This window comes from Tamilnaduibacter salinus (assembly GCF_003096655.1).
GTDB lineage: Bacteria > Pseudomonadota > Gammaproteobacteria > Pseudomonadales > Oleiphilaceae > Tamilnaduibacter > Tamilnaduibacter salinus.
In genome coordinates, this window is record NZ_QEKQ01000002.1 from 38,626 (window position 1) to 51,466 (window position 12,841).

Consider the following 12,841-nt stretch of genomic DNA (forward strand, 5'->3'; position numbering starts at 1 on the left):
TCTCCGTATTCCGGTTGTCAGACGTTCTGGGCGCCAAGTGTTCTTGCGTCGGCGGCAATCATGCCTTCTTCATCGGTGGGGATGACGTAGACCGGATGGGAGCCGTCGGCGTGAATCGCACCCTGCTGGCCGTCACCGTGAGAGCGGTTGCGTTCCGGGTCGAGCGTAAACCCGAGCATGGCAAGCCGGGCAACGGTCTTCTCACGGACACGCACGCTGTTCTCACCGATACCCCCGGTGAAGACCAGACCGTCGCAATGGGTCAGGGACGCCATCATGGCGCCGATGTATCGCGCGAGTCGGAAGCAGAACGCCTCGATGGCGACGGTGGCGTGTTCATCCCCATCAAGGCTGGCCTGTTCCAGGGCGCGCATGTCGTTGGTGTTGCCGGACAGGCCGCGAAGGCCGCTTTCGCGGTTCAGGGTCTGGTTGATGGTCGTCGGGTCCAGCCCTTTGCGCTGCAGGAAATCGAAGAGGCCGGGATCGACGTCGCCACTGCGGGTCCCCATGATCAGGCCTTCCAGAGGCGTCAGCCCCATGCTGGTATCGACAGACTGGCCTTGTTCGATCGCGGTGATGCTGCAGCCGTTGCCCAGGTGCGCCGAGATCAGTGATGTGGACCGGGATGGCTGCTTCAGTCGGCTGGAGAGCGTCTGCAGCATGCAGGCGTGGCTGGTGCCGTGAAATCCGTAACGCCGGACGCCCCAGTCCTCGTACCAATGCCGGGGCAGGGCATAGAGATAGGCATGGGGTGGTAGCGTCTGGTGAAAGGCGGTGTCAAATACCGCCACCTGCGTCACGTTGGGGTAGAGCGACTGCATCGCACGAATACCGGTCAGGTTGACCGGGTTGTGGAGGGGCGCGAGATCGGCGCATTCCTCGATGGCGTCGGTCACGGCTTCGTCAATGACCACGGATTCGCTGAACCGTTCCCCACCGTGAACGACGCGATGCCCGACGGCACCCGGCGCGCTCTGGAGCATCCGGTTTGCCTCCAGCCAGTCGATGATGGCGGCCAGGCCCTGCTCGTGATCCGAGTGGTCGGGCAGGGCAATGGCCGTTTTTTCATTCGTCCGGATGGTGGCGCGTGCCTCGGCGGTGCCGAGGTTCTCCGCCAGGGCGGAGGCGATCGGGCGGTCCTCCGGCCCGTAGAGGGCCAGCTTGATGGAGGAACTGCCGCAATTAACGACCAATACGTGATCCTGCATGGCGACGTCTCTTCAGAGGTTCTCAGGGCAAACGCCGGAGTCTACTCAAGACCCGGGTGCACCGTCCATGCGGAATCAGGTCGCTGATTGGCCCGCCGCCCGCGTATTGGTCTGGATCCACTCGACGAACTCGTCCGCCACAATGGGGCGGCAGTAGAAATAGCCCTGCGAGAAGTCGCAGCCGTGATCCTGCAGGAAATGGGTCTGGGATTCGTCCTCCACACCCTCGGCGATGACTTCCAGGCCAAGGCTGTGCGCCATAGTGATGATCGCGCGCACCAGCGCGGCATCGTCTTCCTCAATCATGACATCGCCGATGAACGTCTTGTCGATCTTGAGGGTGTCGAAGGGATAGCTCTTGAGGTAACTCAGTGCGGAATAGCCCGTACCGAAGTCATCCACAGACAGACGGACGCCAAGTTCGTCGAGACGCCTCAGAGTGTCTGAGGCCTCGATGCTGTCGTCCAGAATGAGTCGCTCGGTGATTTCCAGTTCCAGCTGCCCGGCCGGCAGCCCGGCCTCCTGCAGCGCTTCGTTCACCAGATCCACGAATCCGGGATCCCGGAACTGACGCGGTGAAACGTTCACAGCGATAAAAAATGGCTGACCGGTGAGTTGCTGCCATCTTCGGGCTTCGAGGCAGGCCTGACGGATCACCCAGGCCCCGATTGGGATGATCAGCCCGGTTTCCTCGGCGAGCGGGATGAACCGATCGGGGCCGACCATGCCCAGCTCGGCGTTGCGCCAACGAAGCAGCGCTTCCGCCCCAGCCATGAGACCGTCGCTGGTCCGGACCACCGGCTGGTAGTGCAGCTCCAGCTCATCCAGCTCCAGTGCCCGGCGCAGGTTCGACTCCATCTGTAAACGCTCGTAGGAGATGGCCTTCATCTCCGGCCGGAAACGCTGGTAGGCGCTCTTGCCCTGGCTCTTTGCCTGGTACATCGCGGCATCGGCGTACTGGAGCAGGTTACCGCTGGCGTCGGAATCGTCCGGGTAAAGTGCGATACCGATACTGGTGCTGACAAAAATCTCCTGTCCACTGATCTGGATCGGCGAGGAAAAGGTGTTCAGAATGCGCTCGCCGACCTGTTCAGTGGCCGAGGCATCCTTGATGCCAGGCAGGATGACGAGAAATTCGTCGCCCCCGAGCCGGGCGACGGTGCTGGTTCCGCGCAGACAGCTTGAAATCCGGCGCGCGGCCTCGATCAGGAGGTTATCGCCTGCTTCGTGCCCCATCGTGTCATTGATGTGCTTGAAGTTATCCAGGTCCAGGAACAGCACGGCCACCAATGTGCCCTCGCGCTGGGCCTGGGCGAGGGCAAGCTTGAGGCGGTCGAGTGCCAGCATCCGGTTGGGCAGGCCGGTAAGGATGTCGTAGTTGGCCTGTCGCAGAAGTTGTTGCTCGTACCGTTTGCGGATGCTGATGTCCTCGCCAAGGATCAGGTAGTGAGTGGCCGGGCCGTCGTCCTCGTATATTGGCGTGACCACCACCTGCTGCCAGAAACGCTCACCGTTGGTCCGGGTACTCTGGATTTCGCCCTGCCAGACGCCGACCCGGCGAACCTGAAGGCGGATGTTTTCCCAGAGCTGGTTGTTGTCCCGGGGGCTCATGGAATCAGCGGTAATCAGCTCGGGGTGCTTGCCGTGAATGGCGTCGGGCTCGTGGCCGGAGATCTGGCAGAACTTCTGGTTACAGAACTCGATCCGCCAGTTCCGGTCGCAGATAAGGACGGATGAGGGGCTTTGCTCGACGGCTTTGGAGAGCTTCCGGATCTTGGCGGCATCGAGTTCCTGTTTCTGGACGTCCTCTTCCAGTCGCTCCCGCATATGGTTGAACGCATCGACCACCTGTGACAGCTCGTCGCGGCGGTTGGATGCGGTATCCGCGCGATCGAGCCGTAGCGGTTCGTTCCGGTTATGTATGGAAAACCGCCGTGCGAATTCTGCCATCGTCTGGAGATGGCGGGTCACGAAGTGCTGGAAAATCCAGATGATCAGGATGGAGACGAAAAACGTCTTCAGGAACTGGGTTGCCAGTATGACGACGATCTTTTGTTGGAGATCCTGGTAAATGGCATCCATGCTGGCCGTAATGGTCAGTTCACCGAGTTCGTAGGACTCGCTTTCTGTCTGGTGAACGAGCTCAATCGTGCTGCTCCGGGTGGCATTCGCCGTTGACAGGTCGCCCATGCGGACCCGCGAATCGGGGTAGATGGTCAGGTCAAGATGCACGATATCGGGCAGGCTGAGAATGCCCTCCATCTGGACTTCCAGTAGTTTCTGGTCGAGCGCCCAGAGGCTGCGGGCGAGACTGCTGGAATAGCTGGTTTCGATCACGCTCATGCGCTCATCCACCAGCGACACGTCGTTACGGAAGTCCGTGTAGATCTGTGTTGCCGAGGTCACGAGCGTGAACAGGGAGCTGAACAGCAGTATGTAAGCCAGTATTCGAAACGACAGTGGTGAACGATCCCGGAACTGGCGCAGTCGGCGAAACCATTTTTCCATCGGGTGGGTACTTCGGTCTCATGAGTTCGTTATTGCGGCAACTATAGCAGCAGTTGGGACGGGCTGCTGTCCGGAGAGGCAATTGATCGCCTTTAAGGACAATTGCTTAGGAAATGATCCGCTGTGCCTGTGGAAGGCCGGAACCCATGCCGGGGAGTCTCCATGGCGTGATTGCATTGCTCCTGCGGAGCACCGCACACGTCGGTGTCGTCACAGATTCGGGAACGATTGGGAAAGAAAGAAAAAAAGTGGCGTCCCCTAGGGGGTTCGAACCCCTGTTGCCGCCGTGAAAGGGCGGAGTCCTAGGCCACTAGACGAAGGGGACGCATTGATCCAGGCACTGGGTGTGCCTCTGGATGGCTGCCTCGTCGAGGTGGCGCGTATATTAAGAACGGCGCCTTTTGCTGTCAAATCTTTTTTTAACCGGATTTCAGAACGTCCGTGATTCGGTCAGGTTCCGTTAATGCAATATTTGAGCTCATCGCCGATGGCATCGAATGCGGCCAGCGTTCCTTCAGACTGTTGCAGGTCGAAAATCGCCCCCGCGATGCGATGCCTTGAGTCGGGCAATTGCCTGAGTACGTTCTGCCGGTTGGCGTCCAGTGTGGCCGCGACGAGCACCTGATAGCGCAATTTGTTCTCCCCGGCGCAGAAATAGAAATGCCCCTCCCGGCTGGAGGGTTTCGGCGCACCGCGTTTTCGATAGACGCGTCGACTGCAGCGCGCGTACTGGCTGTTGACCGCGGAGTAGGTCGCAATCAACCCGTCATCCTTCACCGCCTGGAACAGCGTACGGACGCGTTTTTCACCAGGGTCGCTCAAGCCTGGCAGGGTCGCAATCAGCTGATCGGCATTCATGCCCTTGTCAATCAACTGCAGTGTTGTGACGTACTCCGCCGTGATCAGACTACAGGTTTCAAAGCTCTGACCGGGTGTCTGAGGCGATGCACTGGCAACGCCGGTCAGGCCTGCGGCCATCAGCAGACACCATCGTTGCAACACCGTATTAGCGAACCGCATCCTGAAGCGCCTTTTCCAACTGCGGGAATTCGAACCGGAAGCCGGCGGCTTCCAGTCGCTCTGGGTGCGCCCGTTGGCCCTCGAGAAGCAGCGTGCTCATTTCGCCAAGACCCATCCGGAGCACGGCCGCCGGGACCGGAAATACGGTGGGGCGGTGGAGAACGGTGCCCAGTGTGCGGGTGAAGTGCTGGTTGGTAGCGGGTTGCGGACTCACCACATTATATGGGCCCGAGGCGTCCGGTGTTTCCAGCATCCAGATGAGGGCAGAGACCACGTCGTCCCGATGGACCCAGGGGAGATACTGCTGGCCGTTGCCCAGCCGGCCGCCGAGCCCGAGACGGAAGGGCAGCAACATGCGCTTGAGAAAACCTCCCTGAGGGCCAGCGACCACGCCCGTCCGGGAGAGGCAGACGCGGGCGCCCCAATCCACCGCCCGCTCTGCGGCTGCTTCCCAGTCACGGCAGAGTTCGTGGGTGAATTCGTCTTTGGGGGCCGTCTCTTCGGTGACGGGCTGGCCCCCTTGATTACCGTAAAACCCAACCGCCGATCCGGACACCACCACCGGTGGTTTCTGATCACGCCGGGACAGGTAATCCATCAATTCGTGGGTGAAGGCAATGCGGCTGTCCCTCAGAGCCTGCTTACGCTTTGGTGTCCAGCGTCCGTCGGCAATGCCTTCACCGGCCAGATTGATCACACCCTCGATATCGGGCAGATCGACGACGTCCTTCAGTTGGTGAAGGGGGCGGACCCGACCGCAACGTGACCGGACATCGGCGTCGCCCTGTCGGCTGAATACGGTCAGGTCATAGCCGGCCTTGAGCAGGCGCGGGCAGAGTCGCTGACCGATGAAGCCCGTCCCTCCGGTTACCAGCAGATGGGATGTCATGGGACCTCCTTACGCGTCCAGCGTGGTGGCGCCAGTGAGCTGCTTTTCGACCACCGAACGAATGGCTTCGCCCAGCGCGGCATCCTCACCGATGGGCGGAGCCAGCTCGATCTCGATGTTGTACCGGCTCCGGTAGTCGGCCAGCATGGCAGGGACATCCCGCCGCAGGTGCCGCCCGGCCGCCAGGAACAGGGGTAGAACGGTGACGTGGGTCACGCCGTCACGGGCGGCCCGTGCAACCTCCTGCTCCAGAGAGGGCTCGCTGAGCTCCATGTAGGCGACCGCCGATTGGGGGATCGCCGAAAGCGTCGGTCGGGCGAGCTTTTCGAACGTGTCGCACCAACGCTGATCGCTGCTTCCGTGGGCCAGTAAGAGAATCCGGTTCTGTTCGGCCATGGTGGCTCCTTTGATGACGTGGATGATATGGACCCTGATGCGCTCATGATACGTATAATAACGGCTTCTGGAGCAACGGCGATCAACCGAGAGGCGTGAATGTTCAGTTGGCAGTTTGTGGTGGATTTCTGGTTTGGCCAGCTTGATGATGATGGCCTGCCGGAGGCGCTGTGCCGGAAGCGCTGGTTCCGGGCCAGCAAGACCTTTGACTGGGAGGTCCGGCGGCGGTTCCTGACGATGGTGCTGGTGGCATCGGAAGACGGGTTGGACAGCTGGCGTTCAGAGCCCGGCGGCGCGCTGGCGGAGATTATCCTGCTGGACCAGTTTACCCGGAACATCCACCGGGGGACGGCGCTGGCGTTCAGCAACGACCGACAGGCCCGCCGCCTGTGCCTCGACGGGCTCGATCAGGGGCGTGATGTGTCCCTGCCGCCGATTATGCGTGCGTTTTTCTACATGCCGCTGCAGCACAGTGAGCGCCTGGCCGATCAGGAGCGTGTGATCGGCCTCTACGAGCAGCTGGTCGCCCAGACGCAGGGCGATCTGCGGGCGCTGCTTCAGGGTTTTCTGGACTCGGCGAAGAGCCATGCGGACATCATCCGACAGTTTGGCCGGTTTCCCCATCGCAACCGTCTGCTTGGGCGCACATCCACTGACGATGAGCGGCGTTATCTGGAAAACGGTGGCGCTCGCTTTGGCCAATAATCGGAGTGAGCTTCCGTCCGGCGTCCACCGTTGTCAAACAGTCCGTGCCGCTTGATCTGGTTCACTCTTTTTGTCGTTCCGGTTCGTCATAATGGAGTCTGCTCCTGAACCGGCGTCGCCGTCAGCGCGATTCCGTGGCCGAACGCCTCTACCAATAACAATCGGTCCGTCCGGTCAGGCATCCTTTTTGACGGGGAACAGGACGGAAAGAACGATGACGTGTCAGGACGAAGATGCTGAGGGAAGGGGGCGCAGTGCGCCGGATGTCGGCTTGCGGGATGCGATTCACTATCATGGACGTAAGGCAGCCCGCGCCAAGAGCGAGGAACGGCGCCGCCGGATTCTGGATGCGGCGCTCAATATCGCCGCCCGTGAAGGGGTCCGCGGTATCAAGCACCGCTCGGTGGCCCGTGAGGCCGGTGTCCCTCTGGCTTCCACCACCTATTACTTCCGGGATATCAACGAGCTCATCAGCGATGCGTTCATGCATTTTGCGGAACGCTCCCAGCTGGCGCTCGACGACTTCTACGACACACTCAACCAATGCGTGGACCGGGCTCGCCAAAGGGGGGATCTCGTGACCCGTGCCGGTCGGGTGCGGGTAGCGGATGACATTGCTGAGCTGGTCTCGGATTTCCTCATCCACCGGTTCCGCTATCACAAGGGCAGCGTCCTCACCGAGCAGGTGTTCCTGGTGGAGGCCAGCCGGAACCTGGACCTTGAGCAGCTTGCACGCTACTACCGCAGCGCCTGGTCCGGTGGTCTGGAGCGTATCCTGCAGCGGCTGGAGACCGCGCACCCCAAACGCGACGCAACGCTGCTGATCAGTGTGGTGTCGGGCATGGGATTCGATGGTCTGTTGTTCAGCGACCAGTTCAATCCGACATTCCTGAGGGAATCGCTGGCGCGTGTATTCCGATTGATGATGGGCGTGGGTGCAGCGGGTACGGAGGTAACGACGGCGGAGCCTCATTGGGCATCGTCGTCCTGAGCTTGATGGCGGTTTTATTGCAAAAACGCCCATCAAGTGTTGACGAAGCCGCGCGAATCGGTAAAATGCGCAGCCGTTGACGGGGAGCGCCCCTCACACAAAACGCGGGAATAGCTCAGTGGTAGAGCATCGCCTTGCCAAGGCGAGGGTCGCGAGTTCGAATCTCGTTTCCCGCTCCAGATTCAGAAAACCCGGCCCAGCGCCGGGTTTTCGCGTTTATGGGGGCGGGTTTCGTCGATGATGACGCCTCCGGTCGCGGCGGGTATGCTTGTTGCTTTGACTGCCGGGAACGAAGGGAGGCGTGCATGCAGGCACTTACGGTCACTCAATTGTACCGGTATCCGGTCAAATCACTGAGCGGTAACCCGGTCGACACGCTGACGCTGGATGATTTTGGCCCGGCCGGCGACCGGCGCTGGATGATGGTGGATGAGGCAGGCCAGTTCATCACCCAGCGGAGCGAGCCCCGGCTGGCTCTTGTGCGGGCCTCGCTGGCAGGTGAACGCGGCGATGCCGTTTGCCTGATGTGGCCGGATCAGCCCGACGGCCTCGTTGTGCATGCCGGCCCGAAGCGCAAGTCGGTGACGGTCTGGCATGATACGGTCGAAGGCCGTGTCGGTGACGGCGATGCGAGCCGGGCCCTCAGCGAATGGCTGGGCCGGTCCGTTGAGCTGGTCTGGATGCCCGCCGAGACCCGTCGAGGTGTCCAACGGGACGCTGGCGCGTCCGCCCACCGGGTGGGTTTTGCCGATGGCTACCCGTTTCTCATCACCCACGAAGCGTCCCTGGCCGCACTTTGCGACCGCCTGGGTGAAGATCTGACCATGCGGCGCTTCCGTCCGAACATCGTTGTTCGTGGCGGCGGGGCCTTTGAGGAGGACGACTGGCGTCGCCTTGAGACGGGGGCCATCTGCTTCCACCTCGTCAAGCACTGCTCACGATGTGTGATGACCACGGTCGATCCGGAAACCGGCATCATGAACGAGGCCCGGCAGCCACTCCGAGAGCTGGGCCGTTTCCGGCGGACCGACGCGGGCATCCTGTTTGGTATGAATGCGGTCCATGACGGCCCCGGTCGTCTGACCATCGGTGACACCCTGCACGTAACCGAGCGTGCCACTGCTTCCTGATTCCTGAGAGAAATTGAATGCCGCTTCTGTCCCTTGAAAATCTGTCGCTCTCTTTCGGCATGCATGCCCTGCTGGACGACGCCAATCTGCTGATCGACCGGGGTGAACGGGTCTGTCTGCTGGGCCGTAACGGCGAGGGCAAGTCGACGCTGCTGAAAATGGTGACCGGTGAGGTGACGCCGGACCACGGGCAGGTACGCCTTGAGGACGGCTCGGTGGTTGCCGTCCTGCCCCAGATGCTGCCCCGGGACGACCAGAGAACCGCCTACGAGTGTGTGTCCGACGCGTTCCCGGAAACCGGCGAGCTTCTGGCCGAGTTCCACCAGCTCTCGCAGAAGGCGGACGAATCCTCGCTGAACCGTCTGATGGCCGTGCAGGAGCGGCTTGAGGCGCTGGATGGCTGGCGGCTGGACCAGAAAGTCAACACGATACTGGCCGAGTTCCGGATCGACCCGGACCAGCGGCTGGCGACCCTCTCCGGTGGTTGGCAGCGACGCGTGCTTCTGGCGCAGGCGCTGGTGGCGGAACCGGATCTCCTGTTGCTCGACGAACCGACCAACCATCTTGATGTCCCGGCGATCGCCTGGCTTGAGGAAACGCTTCGTCAGTTCGCCGGTGCGATCTTTTTCGTCAGCCACGACCGTGCCTTCGTGCGTCGTATTGCCACCCGCATTGTGGAGCTGGATCGGGGCCGACTGGTGAGCTTCGCGGCGACCTATGACCGGTACCTGACGCTCAAGGAAAAGGCGCTGGAGGAAGAGGAAAAGCAGAACGCGGAGTTCGACCGCAAGCTGAAGCAGGAAGAGAGCTGGATACGGCAGGGCATCAAGGCGCGCCGGACCCGTAATCAGGGGCGCGTCAAAGCCCTCAAGGAAATGCGTGAGCAGCGTCGCCAGCGGCGTGAGCAGGTGGGCAAATCCAACTTCCAGGTGGACGAGGCGGATCGGTCCGGCAAGCTGGTCGTGGATGCCCACGACGCCCGCTTTGCCTATGAGGATGGCACCCCGGTGGTTCGTGATCTGAACATGACGGTGATGCGAGGCGACAAACTGGGTGTGATCGGCGAAAACGGTACCGGCAAGACGACGCTGGTCCGTCTGCTTCTCGGCGACCTTGAGCCGACGGCCGGCCAGGTCCGGCTGGGGACCAAGCGGTCCGTCGCTTATTTCGATCAGCTTCGGGGCGAACTCGATCCGGACATGAACGCGGTGGATAACCTGTCGGGTGGCCGGGAGTTCATCGAAATCAATGGCCAGCGTCGCCACGTTCTGGGCTATCTGCAGGACTTTCTGTTCACGCCCGAACGGGCGAGGGCGCCGGTATCGGTGTTTTCCGGGGGCGAACGGGCGCGTCTGATGCTGGCGCGGCTGTTCAGTCATCCGGTCAACATACTGGTGCTCGATGAGCCCACCAACGACCTCGATGTTGAGACCCTGGAACTGCTGGAATCCCAGCTTGTGGACTTTCAGGGCACAGTGATCGTGATCAGTCACGACCGGGAATTCCTCGACAACGTGGTGACCGATACGGTGTTCCTGGACGGCAGTGGTCGGGTTGCCTCTCACGTGGGCGGATACTCGGACTGGCGCCGGCAGGGCGGGCGGTTTCCCACGGAGATCCCTGACAAGCCGACACCCCGGTCCAGCGAGCCGAAACCGGAACAATCAGCGTCTTCAGGGAAAGAGGAAAAAACCGGGGAATCAGCGAATAAGGGTAAAAAGCTCAGCTACAAACTGAAGCGTGAACTGGCGTCTCTCCCGGAGCGAATCGCCGAGTTGGAAGCGGACATTGAGGCGCGGCAGAAGGCCGTGTCCGATCCGTCGTTCTATGAGCGCCCTCAGGACGAAGTGTCGGCGGAGCTGACGGCGCTGTCGGAACAGGAACAGGCGCTGGAATCCCTGATGGAACGCTGGATGGAACTGGAGGATATGGCCTGACGTGCGGCGTTCCGCAGGCAAAGAAGGTGACTTTGCGATACCATGGAACGGACAGTCGCGCGTGGCCTTTTTACGGCGCAGGATCAGACCGAAGCAGTAACAAGAGAGATCCGAATGACCATCCGTTACGAGTTCCATCTGGAAAGTGGCGATAGCCAGACCTTCGATGTGTCACCTGACCGGGAGGCGCCGTCGGCTGCGGGCAGCAACCTTCCGGACTGGACCCGGCTGGGCCACTGTCAGTGCAGCAACTGCCCGCTGAAGGCCTCGGAGTCACCCCATTGCCCCGCGGCGGCTGACATGGTGCCGGTCGTTGATGCTTTTCGTCGGGAAGGGGCGTATCAGAAGGTCACCGTTCGTGTTGATGACGGTCGTCGGATCTACGAGAAAACCACCACGCTGGAGGAGTCGTTGCGCTCGTTGCTGGGTCTGGTCATGGCGACCAGTGCCTGCCCGATTCTTTCCGAGCTGAAACCGATGGCGATTCATCACATGCCGTTTGCCAGCTCCGATGAGTTCATCATGCGGAGCGTCTCCCACTACCTTCTGCAGCAGTATTTCGCCCAACGCAATGACGAGACGCCAGACTGGAAGCTGGATGGGCTGGTGAGCCGGAACCAGCGCCTGCAACTGGTGAATCAGGCGCTATGGCAACGCATTCACGCCGTGTGTGAAGGCGACAGCAACCTCAAGGCGCTACTGAACTTCTTCTCCATGGCCTCCAGCGTCAGCGTCTCTCTGGAAAGTCAGCTCCGCAAGCTGGAGGCGAAGCTGAACAGCATGGAACCCGGGACCTACACGCCGGGGCTCTAGGAGTCTGCGCGGCACAAAGTCGCACCGCTGCGACCGCCCCACTGCGGTCCCTTTTGAGCGCTCATTTTCGTTACATAGAACCACTATGCGCCTCAAATGACCGTCAAAATGGCCTCGCAGTGGGACGATCTCGCCTGGCACGATTTCTACCGCGCAGACTCCTAGTGTCCCGTCTGGTTCATTCGTTGATCGACTGCGCAGACGCCTAACGGATTCGCACGGCCAGAACATCGCACTGGGCGCCGTGAAGCACGCCGTTCGCTGTGGACCCGAGAAGTAACTGGATACCGTGTCGTCCGTGGCTTCCGACAATCGCCAGATCCACATCCCGTTCTTTGCAGATCCTGTGGATTTCGCTCTCCGGTCGTCCTACGGATACAACCTGATTGGGCTCACTGACATTGTGGGCCCGGCCGAAGGCCGCCAGCTGCTCGTGTGCTGCCTGGTCAAGCTGGTCCTGCAGATCGCTCAGGTCCATCGGAATGTCACCGCCATAGGCATATCCCACAGGCTCGACGACGTGGAGCAACAACAGCTCCGCGTCATGGTTGTCCGCAATTTCGCGGGCTCGTGCCAGCACCTGATCCGCCTCTTCGGTCAGGTCAATGGCGGCCAGTATACGGTTATAGTGACTCATGATGGGGGCTCTCCTGCACTCATATTACGTAGGTCATAGGTCTAAGCCTATACTATAGCCAGAATGGCCGGGACGGATACAATGCCACAGGCCATTGTCTTCGAATTATTGGTCATTTGGGGGTCGGGCCATTGGCAGTTGCGATCACGCTGATTGTATTGGCACTTGCATTTATTCTGGCCGGGATTATGCGATTACGCCCCTCGGTCGAGGGCCGTCGCCGGATGCGACTCCGGAATCAGGCATACCGGCGCGGCTGGCTGGTTGAGAAACTGCGGGGAGAGGCTCTGGAGGCGCTTGGCGAACCCGGCTCGACGGTACCCTATTATTGGTACTGGCGAGCCTGGCCAGAGGGATGGTTTGAGGGCGAGTCTCATCCGATCAGGGTGGTCCATGTGTTGGTCGAAGGACAGCCAGTCGCGGGCGTGTCAGGGGCAGAACGGCTGCCCAGAATCCCCACCGTCTGCTCGGCTTGGCTGGTCGATCCGCGAGGCATTGGTTTTGTCTGGGATGAGAAGGGCACGGTGGATGATCTTGAACGGCCGTTTTCAATGATCGAGGCCGTCCTGAAAGCCGATTGACGACGTCGCTCCGGGGCGGTCCGGTC

Annotated in this window: 12 protein-coding genes and 2 tRNA genes; 7 read left to right on the forward strand and 7 right to left on the reverse strand. The window is 61.1% G+C overall.

The genetic code is table 11. The features are described 5' to 3' along the window. Window positions 1–17 precede the first annotated feature (17 nt). The 6 genes from C8D92_RS02820 to C8D92_RS02845 all read right to left on the reverse strand — a co-directional run bounded on the left by C8D92_RS02820 (window position 18) and on the right by C8D92_RS02845 (window position 6,021). Window positions 18–1,208 (reverse strand): acetate/propionate family kinase, encoded by a 1,191-nt coding sequence (locus tag C8D92_RS02820; RefSeq protein WP_116918374.1) that lies wholly within the window; start codon window positions 1,206–1,208, stop codon window positions 18–20. Window positions 1,209–1,283: 75 nt separating this feature from the next. After that, window positions 1,284–3,716, reverse strand: a complete 2,433-nt coding sequence (locus tag C8D92_RS02825; RefSeq protein ID WP_116918375.1) for a bifunctional diguanylate cyclase/phosphodiesterase — start codon at window positions 3,714–3,716, stop codon at window positions 1,284–1,286. A gap of 249 nt (window positions 3,717–3,965) precedes the next feature. Next, window positions 3,966–4,041 (reverse strand) — tRNA-Glu (locus tag C8D92_RS02830). Window positions 4,042–4,166: 125 nt separating this feature from the next. Then, the gene (locus C8D92_RS02835) at window positions 4,167–4,736 is read right to left on the reverse strand and encodes a hypothetical protein (RefSeq protein WP_133243097.1); all 570 of its coding nucleotides are present in this window, start codon (window positions 4,734–4,736) and stop codon (window positions 4,167–4,169) included. Continuing rightward, window positions 4,723–5,625, reverse strand: coding sequence for a TIGR01777 family oxidoreductase (locus C8D92_RS02840; protein WP_095610672.1), 903 nt, complete (start codon window positions 5,623–5,625; stop codon window positions 4,723–4,725). The genes C8D92_RS02835 and C8D92_RS02840 overlap by 14 nt, the downstream gene beginning before the upstream one ends. A gap of 9 nt (window positions 5,626–5,634) precedes the next feature. Continuing rightward, on the reverse strand, window positions 5,635–6,021 hold the full coding sequence (locus C8D92_RS02845; protein ID WP_116918377.1) for a sirohydrochlorin chelatase: 387 nt from the start codon (window positions 6,019–6,021) through the stop codon (window positions 5,635–5,637). Between the two features lie 99 nt (window positions 6,022–6,120). Between C8D92_RS02845 and C8D92_RS02850 the strand changes: the two genes are divergently transcribed. From C8D92_RS02850 to C8D92_RS02875, 6 genes are all read left to right on the forward strand, one after another. Next, window positions 6,121–6,726 carry a DUF924 family protein gene (locus C8D92_RS02850; RefSeq protein WP_116918378.1) on the forward strand — a complete coding sequence of 202 codons (606 nt, stop codon included), beginning with the start codon at window positions 6,121–6,123 and terminating at the stop codon, window positions 6,724–6,726. Window positions 6,727–6,940: 214 nt separating this feature from the next. Beyond that, window positions 6,941–7,717 carry a TetR/AcrR family transcriptional regulator gene (locus C8D92_RS02855; protein ID WP_095610675.1) on the forward strand — a complete coding sequence of 259 codons (777 nt, stop codon included), beginning with the start codon at window positions 6,941–6,943 and terminating at the stop codon, window positions 7,715–7,717. A 104-nt stretch (window positions 7,718–7,821) separates the two neighbouring features. Further along, window positions 7,822–7,896 (forward strand) — tRNA-Gly (locus C8D92_RS02860). 126 nt (window positions 7,897–8,022) lie between these two features. Then, window positions 8,023–8,847, forward strand: coding sequence for an MOSC domain-containing protein (locus C8D92_RS02865; protein WP_116918379.1), 825 nt, complete (start codon window positions 8,023–8,025; stop codon window positions 8,845–8,847). Between the two features lie 17 nt (window positions 8,848–8,864). Beyond that, the gene (locus tag C8D92_RS02870) at window positions 8,865–10,784 is read left to right on the forward strand and encodes an ATP-binding cassette domain-containing protein (protein WP_116918380.1); all 1,920 of its coding nucleotides are present in this window, start codon (window positions 8,865–8,867) and stop codon (window positions 10,782–10,784) included. A 114-nt stretch (window positions 10,785–10,898) separates the two neighbouring features. Next, a complete protein-coding gene (locus C8D92_RS02875) occupies window positions 10,899–11,597 on the forward strand; it encodes a DUF6901 family protein (RefSeq protein ID WP_095610678.1) in 699 nt (232 codons plus the stop codon). 205 nt (window positions 11,598–11,802) lie between these two features. Here the strand turns inward: C8D92_RS02875 and C8D92_RS02880 are convergent, their stop codons facing one another. Then, window positions 11,803–12,234, reverse strand: coding sequence for a universal stress protein (locus C8D92_RS02880; RefSeq protein WP_095610679.1), 432 nt, complete (start codon window positions 12,232–12,234; stop codon window positions 11,803–11,805). Window positions 12,235–12,365: 131 nt separating this feature from the next. Between C8D92_RS02880 and C8D92_RS02885 the strand changes: the two genes are divergently transcribed. Then, window positions 12,366–12,815, forward strand: a complete 450-nt coding sequence (locus C8D92_RS02885; protein ID WP_133243098.1) for a hypothetical protein — start codon at window positions 12,366–12,368, stop codon at window positions 12,813–12,815. Window positions 12,816–12,841: the final 26 nt, after the last annotated feature.